The organism is Novosphingobium sp. YAF33, from assembly GCF_052113265.1.
Taxonomy (GTDB): Bacteria; Pseudomonadota; Alphaproteobacteria; order Sphingomonadales; family Sphingomonadaceae; genus Novosphingobium.
The window spans coordinates 407,842-424,187 of the sequence record NZ_JBFRCW010000006.1 but is presented as its reverse complement, the minus strand read 5'-3'; the positions used below and the strand labels follow the sequence as shown (position 1 = coordinate 424,187).

Sequence of the window (16,346 nt, the reverse complement as noted above, 5' to 3'; positions counted from 1 at the left end):
AAGATTGATGGTCCGTTGGCTGGATAACTCGCTGTAGGACATGCTGTTGCACAGCGATCCCTACCGGGAAGCTAACGCGGCCTTTAATCCTTTGTATCAGGATGCCCCGGAGACATGGCTAGCAGCCTGCCCGGCGGGCGCTGGCGCCGCGCCGAGTTGCCGACCGAGTTCGCGGATTTCCGCGACCCGGGCATGGAGCGCCGACCAGTCGTCATGCCGGTCGATCCCATCCCAGATGCGCTCGACCTCGTCGATGAGCAGGCCGGGTGGGGCGGGTTGCTGCCAGAAGGGACCGGACGTTTCCGCCGCCGGGGCATAAGTGCCCAGGACTTCGCCGAAGCGATCGGCACCTGCATTTCTTCCGCCGCGATGATGGAAGAAGAACTGCTCCGGCGCTTCCCCGCTTGCCAGCATGGCCTGTTCCGCGGCCTGGATCAGCGCATTGTCGCGCTCCAGGCCCTGCGGGGTCACGCCAAGGCGCCAGGCGAAGCGCCGGCTCATCGCCTGCTGGTACAGCGGGGCGAAGCGGTCCAACGCGGCCACCAGCGGCGCGGTTTCGGTCAACTGGCGCAAGGCAACGGCAAGCTGGCCGCAGTTCCACAGCACCGCCTCGGGCTGCCGGCCGAAGGCGTAGAGGCCCGAATGGTCGAAATAGGCGGCGGTGAAGCGCGGGTCCCACTGCGGCAGCCAGCGCCAGGGACCATAGTCGAAGCTCTCGCCCGAGATGTTCATGTTATCGGTATTGAGAACGCCGTGGACGAAGCCGGCCACCATCCAGCTCGCGGCGAGATCGGCCATGCGTTCCACCACCTGATGGAGCAGGATCACCGCAGGTTCGTCCCGGCCGGGCGCATCCTCGGGCGGGAGATTGCCGGGATACGTTGCGAGGCAATAGGCCACGAGCTGTTCCATGTGCGCGCTTTCCTCCAGCGCGAGCAGGCGCTGGAAGGTGCCGATGCGGATATGGCCGTGGCTGAGGCGGACCATGGCTGCCGAGCGCGTGGGTGAAGGCTCGTCGCCGCGCCAGAGCGCCTCGCCGGTTTCGATCACGGAGAAGGTCCTGCTGGTGTTGACGCCCAGCGCCTCCAGCATTTCCGTGGCGAGGATCTCGCGAACCGCGCCCTTCAGTGTCAGCCTGCCGTCGCCGTCGCGGCTATAGGGCGTCTGGCCGGACCCTTTCGTGCCAAGGTCGAGCACGCGGTCCTGGCCGTCCAGCATCTGCGCCTGGAGGAAGCCGCGTCCGTCGCCGATGTTGGGGTTGTAAACGCGGAACTGGTGCCCGTGATAGCGCAGGGCCAGCGGCTGGGGCAGGTTGTCCGGCAGCGGCTCGAAGCGTCCGAAATGGGCGATCCAGCCGGCATCGTCGAGCCCGTCCAGCCCCACGGTGCGGGCCCAGCGGTCGTTGCGGAAGCGCAGGATATGTTTCGGAAAATCGGCAGCCGTCACCGGACTGGCGATCCAGTCGGCAATGGCCTCGATACGCGGGGCAGGACGATAGGCACTTGCTTGCGGTTCGCTTCGCATCAGGCGATAGTGGCGATCCGATGCCCGTCGATCAAGCCGGGCGGCAAGATGAGGTCGCAGCTTCGGCATGACGGTATTCGAAGATCGGTTCTGGTCGAGCCGGGATGGACTGAAGCTGCACTTTCGCGATTACCCGGGCTCCTTGCCTGATCGGGCGCGGCCGGATGGGGAAGCGCCGGATGGGGCGCGGCCGGATGGGGCGCAGCTTCCCCCCATCGTCTGCCTCCATGGACTGACCCGCAATGCCCGCGATTTCGACGTCCTGGCCGAGCGCCTCTCGCCGCGCTGGCGCGTCATCTGCCCCGACATGCGCGGGCGCGGAGACAGCGAATATGCGCGCGATTCGGCCAGCTACAATCCGGTCCAGTATGGCGAGGACCTGCTGGAGCTGCTGGCGCAGGAGAAGATCGACCGCTTCGTGGCCATCGGCACCTCGCTGGGCGGGCTGATGACCATGGGACTGGCGACGATGATGCCAGACCGGATCGCCGCGGCCGTCATCAACGATGTGGGCCCGTTCCTCGAACCGGAAGGGGTGGAGCGGATCAAGGACTATGTCGGGCAGGGGCGCAGCTATCCCACATGGGTTCACGCCGCGCGCGCGATCGAATCGTCGCAGGGCGATGCCCATCCCGGCCAGCCGCTGGACTTCTGGATCGGGCGGGCCAAGCGCCTGATGACCGTATCCAACGCCGGGCGGGTGGTCTTCGACTACGACATGAAGATCGCCGAGCCTTTCCTGGGCTATGACGTGGACGACCAGCCCGATCTCTGGCCCGCCTGGGAAGCGCTGGCCGGCCGGCCGGTGCTGGTGCTGCGCGGCGCGTTGTCCGACCTGCTGTCCGCCGCCACGCTGGAGAAGATGCTGCGCCGCCTGCCGGGCGCCGAGGCGGTGACGCTGGACAATGTCGGCCACGCTCCCACTCTGGACGAGCCCGAATCCGTTGCCGCCATCGAGCGGCTGCTGGCGCAAGTCGCCTGATCGGCCGGGCCGGAACCGCCTTGCGCATTCTCCACCTTCATTCCAGCTTCGCGGCGGGCGGCAAGGAACTGCGCGCCGTGCGGCTGATGAACCTGTTCGGGCCGGGCATCGCTCACGCCGTGGTCTCGGCCCAGCCTGAGGCCTACGGCGCCGCTGCGCTGCTCGATCCGGCGGTGCCGGTGGCATTTCCCCAGGACTTTCCCGCCCTCCAAGGTCGCCCCACCCCGCGGCGGCTCTGGCGGATCGCCCAGGCCATGGCAGACTACGACCTCGTGCTCACTTACAACTGGGGCGCGATGGACGGGGTGATGGCCCATGGCCTGTTCGGCGGCCTGCTGTCGCTGCCTCCGCTCGTCCATCATGAGGACGGCTTCAACGAGGACGAGGCCGGCGGCCTCAAGCCCGCGCGCAACCGGTTCCGGCGCTTCGCACTGCGCCGTGCCTCGGCGCTGGTAGTGCCGTCGCGGCGGCTGGAGGAGATCGCGCTCACGGCATGGCGCCAGCCGCGCGAGCGGGTGCGGCTGATCGGCAATGGCATCGATTGCGCCGCCTATCTCGACCGGCCCCGGCCCGACATGCTGCCCGGCCTCATCAAGCAGCCCGGGGAGCGCTGGGTCGGCACGCTCGCGGGCCTCAGGCCGGTAAAGAATCTGCCCCGGCTGGTCCGCGCCTTCGCCGGACTGCCCCCTTCGTGGCGCCTCGTGATCCTGGGCGAAGGGCCCGAGCGCGGCGCGATCGCGGAGGCGGCGGCGCGCAGCGGCGCGGCTGACCGGGTGCACATGCCGGGCTTCGTCGCCGATCCGTCCCACGCGGTCGGCCTTTTCGATATCTTCGCGCTCTCGTCCGACAGCGAGCAGTTTCCGATCTCGGTGGTGGAAGCGATGGCCGCGGGACTGCCGGTGGCCTCGCCCGCCGTGGGGGACGTGGCGCAGATGGTATCCGGGGAAAACCGCGCCCTGATAACGCCGCCCGGAGACGAGGCCGCGCTGGCCGCCACCCTTGCGCTGCTGGCGGGCGACGATGCCTTGCGGGCCCGCCTCGGCGCCGCAAACCGCGTCCATGCCCGCAGCCACTACGACGAAGCCACCATGCTGGCCGCCTATAGCCGCACATATGGCGAAGCGCTGGGGCAAGACCGCCTGATTTGACACGCCGACATCATTCAGCAAGGCTTCACCGCGAACGGTGCAGCGATCATCACCGTTGAAAAGCCGTGGTCATTCGCTAAACAGCCCGGCAACCATCCTGATTTTTCCGCAGAAAGCGCCCGAAACTTGGCCCTGCCTCCTTCCAACAGCACCCCGACCAACCCCAAGTCTGCCGAGCGACTCGCCGCGCAGCAGGACGTTTTCCTGCGCGAGGTCGACGATGCCCTGCGGCAGGACCAGATGGAAGGCTTCTTCACCCGCTACGGAAAGCCCGTGATCGCGGCCGTGGTCCTGGCGCTCGCGGCGTTCGGCGGCTGGCTCTACTGGAACCACCGCCAGAACGAGCAGCGCGACGCCAATGCCGAGGCTTACGTCCAGGCGATCGACAGCATGAAGTCCGGCAATCTCGATGCCGCCAAGGGCAAGCTGGAGGCCATCGCCAAGGGTTCGGGCGGCAGCCCGACCTCGGCCAAGCTGATGCTTGCGGGCATCGCTGCCGAGCAGAAGCGCCTGCCCGACGCCGTGAAGCTCTATGACGAAGTGGCCGCCGATGCCAAGGCACCGCAGCCGCTGCGCGACCTTGCCGCCGTGCGCAGCGTGGCCGCCAATTTCGATGCCATGAAGCCCGAAGACGTGGTCGCCCGCCTCAAGCCTTACGCTGCCCCGGGCAATCCGTGGTTCGGCGTTGCCGGCGAGATGGTCGGCATGGCCTATATCAAGATGAACAAGCAGGACCAGGCAGGCCCGCTGTTCGCCGCCATCGCCAAGGACGAGCAGGTCGAATCCGGCCTGCGCAGCCGCGCACGCCAGCTTGCGGCCGTGCTCGGCGTCGACGCGATCGACGATGTGGTGGACGAACGCGGAGAGCCGCTGGGCAAAGCGCGAGACCAAGGGGCCAGCGCGCAGACCGCGCCTGCCGCCGGAGAATGAACATGGTTGAGATGACGCGCATGAAGGCCAAACCTTCCAAAATGGGCCGCGCGGGGGTCGTATCGCTGATCGCCCTGGCGCTCGTCGCCGGTCTGTCGGGCTGCAAGTCCAACAGCAAGGGCCCGAAGACCCCCACCGTGGGCGAACGCGTGCCGATCCTGTCGCGCATCGAAAGCGGCGCCAAGGTCGATCCCTCGATGGAAGCGATCTCGGTGATCCTGCCGCCGCAGCAGGCGAACGAGGCCTGGTCGCAGGCGGGCGGCAATGCCGCCAAGTCCTACGGCCACCTGGCCCTGGCCGACAATCCCAGCCGCGTGTGGACCGCCCAGATCGCCGGTTCCACCAACCGCGCCCGCCTGGCCGCCGCGCCTGTCGTGGCCGAGGACAAGCTCTTCGTCATGGACACCGAAGGCGTCGTCCATGCGTTCGACGCGAAGACCGGCAGCTCGCTCTGGACCAAGAACTTCTCGGTTTCGGGCAAGAACGAAAGCTCGATCTTCGGCGGCGGCGTCAGCTACGACGCGGGCAACCTCTACGTCACCACCGGCCTCGGCGAAGTGGCGGCGCTCAAGGCGGCCGATGGCAGCCAGCTCTGGACGAAGAAGCCCGGCGGCCCGCTGCGCGGCTCGCCCACGATCAGCTTCAACGCCGTCTACGTGATGACGCAGGACAACCAGATCTTCGCGCTCAACGCGGCGGACGGCAATGTCCTGTGGAACGAATCGGCCTCGCTCTCGCAAGCCGGCGTCTTCGGCGTGGCCGCTCCGGCGGCCGGCCAGGGCACCGTGATCGCGGGCTATTCCTCGGGCGAACTCGTGGCCTATCGCTATGAGAACGGCCGCCAGGTCTGGTCCGACGCGCTGGCCCGCACTTCGATCTCCACCGAAGTGGGTAGCCTCACCGACGTCGACGCCGATCCGATCATCGACCAGGGCCGCGTCTACGCGCTGGGCCAGGGCGGTCGCATGGCCGCTTACGAACTGGTGACCGGCCAGCGCATCTGGGAACTCAACCTTGCCGGCATCTCGACGCCGATGGTGGTGGGCGACTGGGTCTTCACGCTGGACGACCACGCCGAAATCCTCGCCATCGCGCGCGGCACCGGCAAAGTGCGCTGGCTGACCCAGCTGGCGCGCTACGACAACGAGAAGAAGCGCAAGGGTCCGATCTTCTGGGTCGGCCCGGTCCTGGCCGGCAACAAGCTGTGGGTGGCCAATTCCCGCGGCCAGCTCGGCACCGTGGATCCGACCACGGGCAAGCTCACGCCCTTCGTCGAGCTGGGCGATCCGATCTCGCTGGCCCCAGTCGTGGCCAACCAGACGCTCTACCTTCTCGACGATTCGGGCCGTATCACGGCTTACCGTTGATCATGTCGCCGTCGCTCCGGGCCGCGCCSGGGGCGACGCGGCTGTTCGGCATTTCGCACCTCTTAACCAATTCGCGCTAGTCCGGGCGCCATGATCAGCGCCCCGAATCCCGCGAAAAGCCCGCCCGCCAGCGACGTCTCGGCCGGCGTGGGCCTGTCGGGACTGGCGGCGCTTCTCGTCTGGCTGCTGGTCTGCCGCAACTGGGCCGCGATCGCCGACGCCCTTGCTCTACCCGGTCCCCATGCGCCGATGAGCGGCCCTTACGCCTCGGTCGCCACGCTCTTCGTCACAGGCTCCGCCATGGCGCTGTGGTCGGTGCTGGTCGACAAGGTGCACCGCCGCCCCTCCACCGGCATCGACTGGAACCTGCGCCGGCCTTTGTCCGAATCGGCGGAGCTGTCGATCACCAAGCTCGCCGGGCTCTGGGCCACATGGGCGCTGATCGGGGCGTTCTACTGCATCGGCCGGTGGTACTGGGACGGGCAATATCTCTTCGCCATGGAAGTGATCGGCGCGGCGGCGCTGCCGGTCTTCCTGCTGTCGATCCCTTACGTGCTCTGGCTGGACCGCAAGCTGATCGAGCCGCGCGACCAGGCCTGGCACTTCGGTGCCCTGCTGATCGGCCGCGAGGCCTGGGACGCGGAGGCGGTGAAGAAGCACGGCCGCGCCTGGGCCATCAAGGCGTTCTTCGGGGCCTTCATGATCTCGATCCTGCCCGGCGGTTTCGCGCAAGTGGTGGAAGCGAACTTCGCAGCCATGGCCCATGATCCGGTGCCGCTGGCCTCCACCGTGATCGCGCTGCTTTTCCTGATCGACGTACAGATCGGCACCGTGGGCTATATCTTCACGTTCCGCCCGCTCGACGCCCATATCCGCAGCGGCAATCCCCTGCTGGCCGGCTGGGTGGCCGCGCTCATGTGCTATCCGCCCTTCGTCTGGGGCACGATGGGGCGGGCCGACGTGATGGGCTATGAGGTCAACACCGGCGGCTGGTCCTACTGGCTGGCGGGACACACGGCGCTGCTCTGGCTCTGGGCGGCGCTCATGGTCACGCTCACGGCCGTCTATGCCTGGGCGACGTTCGCCTTCGGCCTGCGCTTCTCCAACCTCACTTACCGCGGTGTGCTGACGAACGGCCCTTACCGCTTCACGCGGCACCCGGCCTACCTGTCGAAGAACCTGTTCTGGTGGACATCGACGCTGCCCTTCCTCGTCACCAGCCACGCGTTGACCGACATGGTGCGTAATACGGTGCTCCTGGGCGTCGTCAGCGGCATCTACTACTGGCGCGCGCGGACCGAGGAAGCGCATCTTCTGGCCGAGGACGCCAAGTACCGGGAATACCATGCCTGGATGGCGCAGAACGCGCCGATCACCCGCTCGCTCGCGCGGATGGGCGCCTGGTTGCGGCCACGGAACGGGGCGCTGCAGGCTGCGGAATAACAGAGGGCATTTCGCGGGGATCAGCCCAAGGCTGGCGGCCATCGGCGCCGCTAGGCATTGGGCGCCACCTTGACGGCAGGGGAGCGATGCTCACCCTGCCTGTCATGTGTTAGCCGTCAGAAGCTCTTTACCGCGTAGACCTTCGACAGGTCGCCGCCCCATTCGCCGTTGTAGAGGTCGAGCAGGCGTTCGGCCGGAACCTTGCCGCTGGCGACGATCTGCGCGAGCGGTTCCAGGTAGCCGGTCTCGTTGTCGCCGCCCGCGTTGAGGCAATTGCGCGCCGCAAGTCCCGAGCGGGAGATGTCGATCACTTCCGCGGCGATCTTGCGCAGGGTCCCGCCGCCGGGCAGCGGCGCGTCGAGGCCCAGCTTCGGCACCGCGGTGCGTAGCGCTTCGCGGCCTTCCATGTCCCAGTCCTTGACCAGGTCCCAGGCCGCATCGAGCGCGCCCTGGTCGTAGAGCAGGCCGACCCAGAGCGCCGGGAGCGCGCAGATCCGGCTCCACGGGCCGCCGTCGGCGCCGCGCATTTCGAGGAAGGACTTGAGGCGCACTTCGGGGAAGGCGGTGGAGAGATGGTCCGTCCAGTCCGACAGGCGCGGACGCTCGCCGGGAAGCACCGAAAGCTCGCCCTTGAGGAAGTCGCGGAAGGAATGGCCGGCCGCATCGATGTACTTGCCGTCGCGGAACACGAAATACATCGGCACGTCGAGCATGTAGTCGACATAGCGTTCGTAGCCGAAGCCGTCTTCGAACACGAAGGGCAGCATGCCGGTGCGTGCCGGGTCGGTGTCCGACCAGATGTGGCTGCGGTACGAGAGGAAGCCGTTGGGCTTGCCCTCGGTGAAGGGAGAATTGGCGAAGAGCGCCGTGGCCAGCGGTTGCAGCGCCAGCGAAGTGCGGAACTTCTTCACCATGTCCGCCTCGCTCGAATAGTCGAGGTTGACCTGGATGGTGCAGGTCCGCAGCATCATGTCGAGGCCCATCGTGCCCACGCGCGGCATGTGCCGCAGCATGATGTCGTAGCGGCCCTTGGGCATGATCGGCAGTTCGGCGCGGGTCTTGTCGGGCCACATGCCAAGGCCGAGGAAGGCCTTGCCGATGCGGTCGCCGATGGCCTTCACCTGGCTGAGGTGGCGCCCGGTCTCGGCGCAAGTCTGGTGCAGGTTTTCCAGCGGCGCGCCGGACAGTTCGAGTTGGCCGGCCGGCTCCAGGCTGACGGTACCGTCGTCACCCTTCATGGCGATGACGTTGCCGCCCTCGATGATCGGCTCCCAGCCGAACTCGGTCAGGGCCATCAGCAAGTCGCGGATGCCGCCGGGTTCGGCATAGGACGGCGCGTGGTGATCGCCCGTGTCGTAGACGAACTTTTCGTGCTCGGTACCGATCCGCCACGCCTCGCGCGGCTTTTCGCCCGCAGCCATCGGCGCGGCGAGTTGGTCCAGGCTTTCGATCACCGGATCTTCGCGATCCGAAACCTCACGGGTGCTCATGCGGCGGGAGGTAGTGCGGCCCGCGCCCGGACGCTAGAACTTTTTGTACCGAGCGGTTTGTTTCGTTTTTTCCGGGAGGTTTTTGTCGGATTTCAGGACAGGTCAGGCGCCGCGCCAATCCCCGGAAACCGCCATCCACAGGGCCGTTGCACCGATGCTCGCAGTCTCGCCGCGCAGGATTCGCGGACCCAGGGTAATCGCTCGCGCCGTCGGATGCGCGCGGACGAGGGCGCGCTCCTCTTCGTCGAAACCGCCTTCCGGCCCGACCAGCAGTGCCGCCGGCCCGTCGTGCGCGGCGAAGGCGGCCGCTGCCGGCGCTCCCCCGGTCTCGTCCGCGAAATAGAGCATTCGCCCCTCCGGCCAGTCGCGGAGCAGGGCATCCAGCTTCACCGGCTCTGCGACATCGGGAAGCGCGGTGCGCGCGCATTGTTCGGCCGCTTCGGTAACGATCGTCGCCGCGCGCTCGGCATTGAGCTTGTCGGCCACGCAGCGGCGGGTGACGAGCGGCTGGATGCGCGCGACGCCCAGCTCGGTCGCCTTTTCCAGGACGAGGTCGAAATTCGGCTTCTTGAGCAGGGCCGCGCAGAGCCAGAAATCGGGCACCTCCTCGCGCGGGCGCAGTTGCTCGCGCACTTCCAGGGCGACGTCCCGCTTGCCCGCGGATGTCACGGCGCAGGCCCATTCGCCAGTCTCGTCGTCGCAGAGGATGACGGCGTCGCCCGGGGCGACTCGCATGACCTTGGAGAGGTAGTGCGCCTGCCCGCCTTCGATGACGAGGGTGCCGCCCAGGCTTAGCGGCCCGGTGACGAAAAGACGCGGCGCGCTGCGCGGCGGCCAGGCGGGGGTGGCGGCCATGATCTGGATGAATCTCCGGGGAAAGTTGCGGCCGCCTTTTCGCGCGAAGCCCGCCTGCATGCAACTGGCGTGCAGGGGGGACGTGTGCACCAGGAACCTTGGGGCATGACAGTTTCGCCATGATAGGCTACTCGTCCTGGCGTGAACGACTCTCTACTCGTCCCCGATACGCAGCATCGCGGGCTTGTCGCTGCCCTGCCGAGGACGCCGCGCGCCTATGCCATGCTGGCCCGTTTCGATCGCCCGATCGGCTGGTGGCTGCTGTTCTGGCCTTGTGCCTGGGGCGTGCTGCTGGCGGGCGGAGAAGCGCGCTGGGGCCTGATCCTCTGGCTGCTGCTCGGCTCGATCGCGATGCGCGGCGCTGGCTGCGTGCTCAACGACATCGTCGATGCCGATCTCGACCGCAAGGTGGCCCGCACGGCCTCCCGCCCCGTGGCCAGCGGCCAGGTCAGCCGCAAGGCAGCGGCGATCTGGCTGCTTTCGCTCTGCGCGGTGGGCCTCGTGGTGCTGCTCCAGCTGCGCTGGCAGGCGCAGCTCGTGGCGTTGGGCAGCGTGGCGCTGGTTGCCGCCTATCCTTTCATGAAGCGGATCACCTGGTGGCCGCAGGCCTGGCTGGGCCTGGTCTTCACCTGGGGCGTGCTGGTCGGCTGGGTCGAGATCCGGGGCGACCAGCTGGCGGTGATGGCCGCGCTCTATGCCGGCTCGATCTTCTGGTGCATCGGCTACGACACGATCTACGCCCTGCAGGACCGCGAGGACGACGCCGTCGTCGGGATCCGCTCCTCGGCGCTGCGCCTTGGCAGCCACGTCCGCGGCGGCGTGGCTGGTTTCTATGCGCTGGCGACGGCGTTCTGGGCGCTGGGGTTCTGGACCCTGCGACATGACTGGGTGGCGCTGGTCGCGCTCGTGCCGGTGGCGCTTCATCTCGGCTTCCAGATCGTGACGCTCGATACCGAGGATGGCGAGAACGCCCTGACGCGGTTCCGTTCGAATCGCGATCTCGGGCTGGTGATGGCGCTGGCCTGCTGGGTCGTCGGCAACGCCGGGATCATCTGATCGACCGGACGGGCCATGTGCAACCTCTACCGCATGCGCAAGGCCACGGACGAGATTGCAGGACTGTTCCGGGCCTCGGCGGAACCGGCCGCGAACCTGGGCGAGGAAGTCTATCCGGGCTATCCGGGACTGGTGGTTGCGGAAGAACGGGTCCAGGCCATGACCTGGGGCTTCCCGCTCGCCCAGACCGGCAAGCGCGGGCAGGCCATCAAGCCGAAACCGATCAACCAGGCGCGGGGCGACAAGCTCGGTACCGCGTTCTGGCGCTCCAGCTTCCAGATGCGCCGCTGCCTCGTGCCATTCAGCGCCTGGGCCGAGCCGGAAGGCGACAAAGGCGCGATGACGCGCACCTGGTGTTCGCTGGAGCAGGAAGATCCCTTCGCCGTCGCGGGAATCTGGCGGCCGACGGTGGAATGGGGCAAGGCCTTCGCCGTGGTCATGGTCGACCGACCCGAACCCATCGTGGCCAACCACGGACGGGTGCCGCTCATCCTCGCCCGTGAAGACTGGGCGCTATGGGCCGGGGGCGACGCGGATGCAGCCCTTGGATTGTGCCGCCCCGACACGCATCGGCTGGTGATCGACCGCACCGATGCGCCTTGGAACGCGGGCCGGATCGCGGTCAGTCGTAGCTGACCAGTTCGAATTCGATCCCGTCCCAATCGAAGAAATAGAACCGCCGGCCCGGTTCGTAGTCGGCATGGTTGAACGGCTCCAGCCCGGCGGCCACCACGGCCCGTTCCGCGGCGTCCAGATCGCTCACCACCAGTCCGACATGGTTGAGCGGACTGCCCTTGGGAAAGCGATCGTGCCCCTTCCGGTCGGTATAGACGGCGATGTAGCTGAAATCCCCGCCGACATGGATCGTCTCCCCGCCGTTCAGTGCGGGCCCGCGCCAGCGTTCGTGCCAGCCCAGCAGGTTCTGGAGCAGGGCGGAGCTGCGATCGATGTCGCTGACGGTGATATTGGCGTGTTCGAGGCGGCCCTGGGCCATCTGGCATCTCCTGTGCTTCGCCGGGCAACTTGCCGGCTTGGCTTTGATGCATCCTCAAGTTAACTTGAGATCAAGCGCTTTTTGCAGAAGGACGGCGTGATTTGCAGAAGGACGGGAGGGTCGAGGACCGATTCATCACCATCGGCTATCTGGCGCGGCGCACGGGCGTCGCGGTTTCGGCCATTCGTTTTTACGAGGAGCGGGGCCTGCTGACCTCGCTGCGGACGGCGGGGAACCAGCGCCGCTTCCTGCGCTCCGATATCCGGCGGGTCAGCTTCGTACTGATCGCCCAGAAGCTGGGACTGGCCCTCGCCGAGATCGAGCGCGAACTTTCGGCCCTGCCGCAAGGCCGCACGCCCACCCTGGCCGACTGGGAAACGATCAGCCTGTCGATGCGGCAGGCGATCGACGCCAGGATTGCCCTGCTGGAACTGACACGGCGCAAGCTGGACGAGTGCATCGGCTGCGGCTGTCTCAGCCTGGCGAAATGCCGCCTCTACAACCGCGAAGACGAGGCCGCCGCGCTGGGACCGGGGCCGCGCTTCGTGCTCAAGTAGTCTCTGCGGTCTTGCGGATGGAAGCGAGGATGCGGCTGCGAATGAGGCCGCTCACCGGCAGGATCAGCAACCCATAGAAGCGAAACTTTCGGCGCGAGACCGCGTCGGGGCAGAACACGCGGGTCTCGGTGGTGAGGCGGTGTGCGCCGCCCGGCTGGGATGCGATTTCGAAGCTCAGGGCGAGGCAAGGAACGCCTGGCTCCTGGAAGTCCCGAAAGGCGAAACCGTCCGTGATCGGGCGAAGCCCATAATCGGGGCGCCAGAATTGCCCGGCGAGACCGTAGACCAAGGCCCGGTCGGTCCGCTCCAGCAGCGTGAAGTTCTGCATCCCGAACGGCTTGCTGCCACGCCGCCCAAGCAGGCGAGCCGGCATTTCGCGCAAGCCGATCATGGCGCGAAAGAAAAGATCGTCTTCGGGCTTGTAGCGCCCTGCCGCGTCCAGGATCGGCGCCGCATCGGCCGCGATCCGGCAGGAATGGGTTTCCGAGAACTGATAAAGCGGCAGGTAACTGTCAATCAAGGGCATGGGCGCAGCCGGGCTATTCCGCCGCCAGCAGTTCCTCGGCGCCGACCAGATCGACGCTGACGAGGCGGGAGATGCCCTTTTCCACCATGGTCACGCCGAACAGGCGGTGCATGCGGCTCATCGTCACGGCATTGTGCGTGACGATCAGGTAGCGCGTGTCGGTTTCCTGCGTCATCGCTTCGAGAAGATCGCAGAAACGCTCGATATTGGCATCGTCGAGCGGCGCGTCGACTTCGTCCAGCACGCAGATCGGCGCGGGATTGGTCAGGAACAGCGCGAAGATCAGGGCGACGGCGGTGAGCGCCTGCTCGCCGCCCGAAAGCAGGGTGAGCGACTGGAGGCGCTTGCCCGGTGGCTGGGCGAAGATCTCCAGCCCGGCCTCCAGCGGATCGTCCGAATCGACGAGCGCGAGATGGGCCTGCCCGCCTTGGAACAGGCGCGTGAAAAGGCGGCGGAAATGGCCGTCGACGGCCTCGAAGGCGGCACGCAGGCGTTCGCGGCCCTCGCGGTTGAGGTTGCCGATCGAGCCGCGCAGGCGGTTGACGGCTTCGGCCAGTTCGGCCTTTTCGTTGATGCTGGTGCCGAGCTGGGCTTCGGCCTCGGCGAGTTCGGTTGCGGCGACGAGGTTGACCGGCCCGATCCGTTCGCGCTCGGAGACGAGCCGCTCCATGGCGACCACTTCGTCCTGCGCCTCGCGCACGTCGCCCGGGGCGAAAGCGAAGCGTTCGGGCAGGACCGGCGGCGGGCACTGGAAGCGTTCGCCCGAGACGCGGGTCATCTCGACGCGGCGGGCATCCTCGTTCTCGGCGCGGGCGGCGGCACCGGCGCGGTTCTCGCGGGCACTGGCCAGCGCTTCCTGCGCGGCGGCGAGCGCGGCGTCGGCCTTGCGCGCGGCATCGGTGACGAAGGCAAGGGCGGCTTCGGCCTTGCCCAGTTCCTCGGCAATGCGGTTGCGCACCGTCTCGCCCTGTTCGATTTGGGCCATGAGCGACGCGGGCTTGGCGGCGACGACGGCGCGCTCTGTCTCGATTTCATCGAGCCGGCCGGCCATCTGGGCAAGGCGGTTGGCGGCATCGCCGGCGCGCGATTGCCAGTTGCGGATGTCGCCGCGCTGCGAGGCGGTACGCTCGCGCGCGACGGCCAGAGCCTGGTCGTGCGAGGCGAGCGTGGCGGTGGAAATCTGAAGCGTGGCGCGCGTGGCCTCGTTCTTTTCGCGCGCGACGACGAGCCCGGCACGGCCCTTTTCCGGATCGGGCAGGACGGACCGTTTGCCTTCGGCGCCGGCGATGTCCCGTTCCGCGACCTGGCGCTGCTCGGCCAGATCGGCCTGGGCGCGGCCTATTTCGGCGCGGCGCGTTTCGTCGCGGATGCGGGCATCCTCGGCCTGGTCCACCGCGCGCAGGGCGGCGCGCTCGGCATTGGCGGCATCGGCAATGGTGCGCTCGGCGGCGACGACGGCGGCGGCATGGGCCGAGAGCTCCTGCTGCACCGCGTTCTGGCTTGCTTCGGCGGCGGAGACGGCCGCGCGCAGCGGTGGAAGCTGGGCATCGAGCTGGGCGAAGCGGTTCTCGGCCTCAAGCCGAGCGGCTTCGGCGGCGCCTTCGCCGCGCGCGACGAAGCCGTCCCAGCGGCGCAGCGCGCCGGTGCGCGTGACCAGCCATTCGCCTTTGCCGAGCGGCCGGGCATCGTCTTCCTCGACCACATGGACGAGCGCCAGGCGGGCCGCGAGTTCCGGCGGACATTGAGTGACATGGGCGGCCAGGCTGTCGGCTACCGGAGCAGGGGCCTGGGAGCCGGTCCAGAACCGGCCGTCGGCCTGGGCGACTTCGCCCAGGGGGGCCTTGGCATCGCGGCCGAGCACGGCAGCGACGGCGCGTTCGTATCCCGGAGCGGCGCGCACGGCGTCGATCGCGACGGGCAGGCCATGCGCGGCCTTGGCGCCTTTGGCGCGGGCCTCGCGGTCGCGGGTGAGGGCAGTGTGCTCGCGCTCGATGCCGGTAAGGTCGGCGCGGGCGGCGGCGAGGGCCGAGGCCGCGGCGTCGCGCTCGGCCTGGAGTTCGGTCTTGCGGGCCTGCTGCGCCTCCAGCCCGGCGCGGGCGGCGGCCAGAGCGGCCGTACCGGCTTCGGCCCTGGCCTTGGCTTCGGTAACCGCCGCTTCGAGATCCCCGGCAGCGGCCAGCGCTTCGACCTGGGCTGCGAGGCGGGCTTCTTCGGCGGCCAGCCGGCCCAGACGGGCGCGGGCCTGCGAGAGTTCGGCTTCGGCAATGCGCCATTCGGCCTCGACCCCGGCCTGCGCGGCAGTGGCCTGCGCCAGGTCGAGTTCGGCGGCGCGAGCCGAGCGTTCCGCGCCTTCGAGGGCATTGGCCAGGCGCGGACGTTGGGCTTCGTCCTGCTCCAGCTGTTTCGCGCCTTCGGCCAGATCGCGCTCCAGACGGGCGAGGGCCTCGGCCGCGTCGCGGGTCATGCGGTCGGCGTCGCCGCGATCCTCGTCGAGGCGCGTCTTCTGGCGGTCGAGATCCTTGAGCCGCTGTTCGGCGGCTTCGAGCTGGCTGGTGAGCGTCGCCATGCGGTGACCCTGCGCGCTGGCATCGTCACGGCGGTCGGCCAGTTCGTCGCGGGCTTCCACGAGGGCCTCGGCCGCCTTGGCCTGCGCGTCCTGCGCCTGTTTCGCCGCCTCCTGCGCGGCGCTCACGCCTGCTTCGGCGCCTTGCGCTTCCTTGCGGGCGGCATCGGCGGCCTCTGCCGCGTCGCGCCAGCGGGCGAAGACCAGCCGCGCTTCGGCCAGCCTGATCTGGTCCGACAGGGCGGTATAGCGCTCGGCCGCCTTGGCCTGGCGGCGCAGGCCGGCGACCTGCTTGTCGAGCCCGGCCATGAGGTCTTCGAGGCGCGAGAGATTGGCTTCGGTGGCGCGCAGTTTCTGCTCGGCGTCCTTGCGGCGGACGTGAAGCCCGGCAATGCCGGCCGCTTCTTCCAGCATGGCGCGGCGTTCGGCCGGCTTGGCGGCGATGACGGCGGCGATGCGGCCCTGGCTGACGAGCGCGGGGCTATGCGCGCCCGTGGCGGCATCGGCAAAGACCAGCGAGACGTCCTTGGCGCGCACGTCGCGGCCATTGATGCGGTAGGCGCTGCCGGCGCCGCGCTCGATGCGGCGGACCACTTCGAGTTCCTCGCGCACGCCGTTTCCGTCAGGCGCGGCATCGGCCTGGAGCACCACTTCGGCAAAGGCGCGGGGCGGGCGCGTGGCCGTGCCCGCGAAGATCACGTCCTCCATGCCGCCGCCGCGCATCGACTTGGCCGAGCTTTCGCCCATGACCCAGCGGATCGCTTCGAGCAGGTTGGACTTGCCGCAGCCGTTAGGGCCGACCACGCCGGTCAGCCCTGGCTCGATGCGCAATTCCGCCGGCTCTACGAAACTCTTGAAACCGCTGAGCTTGAGCCGTTTTATGCGCATCTTCGTGTCGTTCGATTCAGACG

The 16,346-nt window shown here is 68.3% G+C and carries 14 protein-coding genes; 8 read left to right on the top strand and 6 right to left on the bottom strand.

Translation table 11 applies throughout. The features are described from left to right. Positions 1–96 precede the first annotated feature (96 nt). The gene (locus AB4Z00_RS14840) at positions 97–1,524 is read right to left on the bottom strand and encodes a protein adenylyltransferase SelO family protein (RefSeq protein ID WP_442046517.1); all 1,428 of its coding nucleotides are present in this window, start codon (positions 1,522–1,524) and stop codon (positions 97–99) included. A gap of 67 nt (positions 1,525–1,591) precedes the next feature. Here AB4Z00_RS14840 and AB4Z00_RS14835 point away from each other — a divergent pair, with 67 nt between their 5' ends. The 5 genes from AB4Z00_RS14835 (at position 1,592) to AB4Z00_RS14815 (ending at position 7,394) form a co-directional block, all read left to right on the top strand. Then, the gene (locus AB4Z00_RS14835; RefSeq protein ID WP_442046415.1) at positions 1,592–2,506 is read left to right on the top strand and encodes an alpha/beta fold hydrolase; all 915 of its coding nucleotides are present in this window, start codon (positions 1,592–1,594) and stop codon (positions 2,504–2,506) included. 20 nt (positions 2,507–2,526) lie between these two features. Continuing rightward, a complete protein-coding gene (locus AB4Z00_RS14830) occupies positions 2,527–3,654 on the top strand; it encodes a glycosyltransferase family 4 protein (RefSeq protein WP_442046414.1) in 1,128 nt (375 codons plus the stop codon). 126 nt (positions 3,655–3,780) lie between these two features. Then, positions 3,781–4,584: a tetratricopeptide repeat protein gene (locus tag AB4Z00_RS14825; RefSeq protein ID WP_132268100.1), complete on the top strand. Its 804-nt coding sequence runs from the start codon at positions 3,781–3,783 to the stop codon at positions 4,582–4,584. A gap of 2 nt (positions 4,585–4,586) precedes the next feature. Continuing rightward, positions 4,587–5,951 (top strand): outer membrane protein assembly factor BamB family protein, encoded by a 1,365-nt coding sequence (locus AB4Z00_RS14820; RefSeq protein WP_134093834.1) that lies wholly within the window; start codon positions 4,587–4,589, stop codon positions 5,949–5,951. Between the two features lie 90 nt (positions 5,952–6,041). Beyond that, positions 6,042–7,394 carry a methyltransferase family protein gene (locus tag AB4Z00_RS14815; RefSeq protein ID WP_134093835.1) on the top strand — a complete coding sequence of 451 codons (1,353 nt, stop codon included), beginning with the start codon at positions 6,042–6,044 and terminating at the stop codon, positions 7,392–7,394. Between the two features lie 116 nt (positions 7,395–7,510). Here AB4Z00_RS14815 and AB4Z00_RS14810 read toward each other — a convergent pair whose 3' ends face one another. Then, entirely contained in the window at positions 7,511–8,884 is a 1,374-nt protein-coding gene (locus tag AB4Z00_RS14810) for a glutamate--cysteine ligase (RefSeq protein WP_132268104.1), read from the bottom strand. 102 nt (positions 8,885–8,986) lie between these two features. Beyond that, entirely contained in the window at positions 8,987–9,739 is a 753-nt protein-coding gene (locus AB4Z00_RS14805; protein WP_442046413.1) for a 16S rRNA (uracil(1498)-N(3))-methyltransferase, read from the bottom strand. A 141-nt stretch (positions 9,740–9,880) separates the two neighbouring features. On the opposite strand from AB4Z00_RS14805, the gene ubiA reads away from it, so the two are divergent. After that, positions 9,881–10,795 (top strand): 4-hydroxybenzoate octaprenyltransferase, encoded by a 915-nt coding sequence (gene ubiA / locus AB4Z00_RS14800; RefSeq protein ID WP_132268107.1) that lies wholly within the window; start codon positions 9,881–9,883, stop codon positions 10,793–10,795. A 15-nt stretch (positions 10,796–10,810) separates the two neighbouring features. After that, entirely contained in the window at positions 10,811–11,431 is a 621-nt protein-coding gene (locus AB4Z00_RS14795; RefSeq protein WP_442046412.1) for an SOS response-associated peptidase, read from the top strand. Here the strand turns inward: AB4Z00_RS14795 and AB4Z00_RS14790 are convergent. Then, positions 11,418–11,789 (bottom strand): VOC family protein, encoded by a 372-nt coding sequence (locus tag AB4Z00_RS14790; protein ID WP_442046411.1) that lies wholly within the window; start codon positions 11,787–11,789, stop codon positions 11,418–11,420. The two genes, AB4Z00_RS14795 and AB4Z00_RS14790, sit on opposite strands and share 14 nt — an antisense overlap. Before the next feature lie 101 nt (positions 11,790–11,890). On the opposite strand from AB4Z00_RS14790, the gene soxR reads away from it, so the two are divergent. After that, positions 11,891–12,346 (top strand): redox-sensitive transcriptional activator SoxR, encoded by a 456-nt coding sequence (gene soxR / locus AB4Z00_RS14785; protein ID WP_132268112.1) that lies wholly within the window; start codon positions 11,891–11,893, stop codon positions 12,344–12,346. Here the strand turns inward: soxR and AB4Z00_RS14780 are convergent. Continuing rightward, positions 12,339–12,872, bottom strand: coding sequence for a hypothetical protein (locus AB4Z00_RS14780; RefSeq protein WP_442046410.1), 534 nt, complete (start codon positions 12,870–12,872; stop codon positions 12,339–12,341). The two genes, soxR and AB4Z00_RS14780, sit on opposite strands and share 8 nt — an antisense overlap. Before the next feature lie 13 nt (positions 12,873–12,885). Further along, the gene (gene smc, locus AB4Z00_RS14775; protein ID WP_442046409.1) at positions 12,886–16,323 is read right to left on the bottom strand and encodes a chromosome segregation protein SMC; all 3,438 of its coding nucleotides are present in this window, start codon (positions 16,321–16,323) and stop codon (positions 12,886–12,888) included. Positions 16,324–16,346 lie beyond the last annotated feature (23 nt).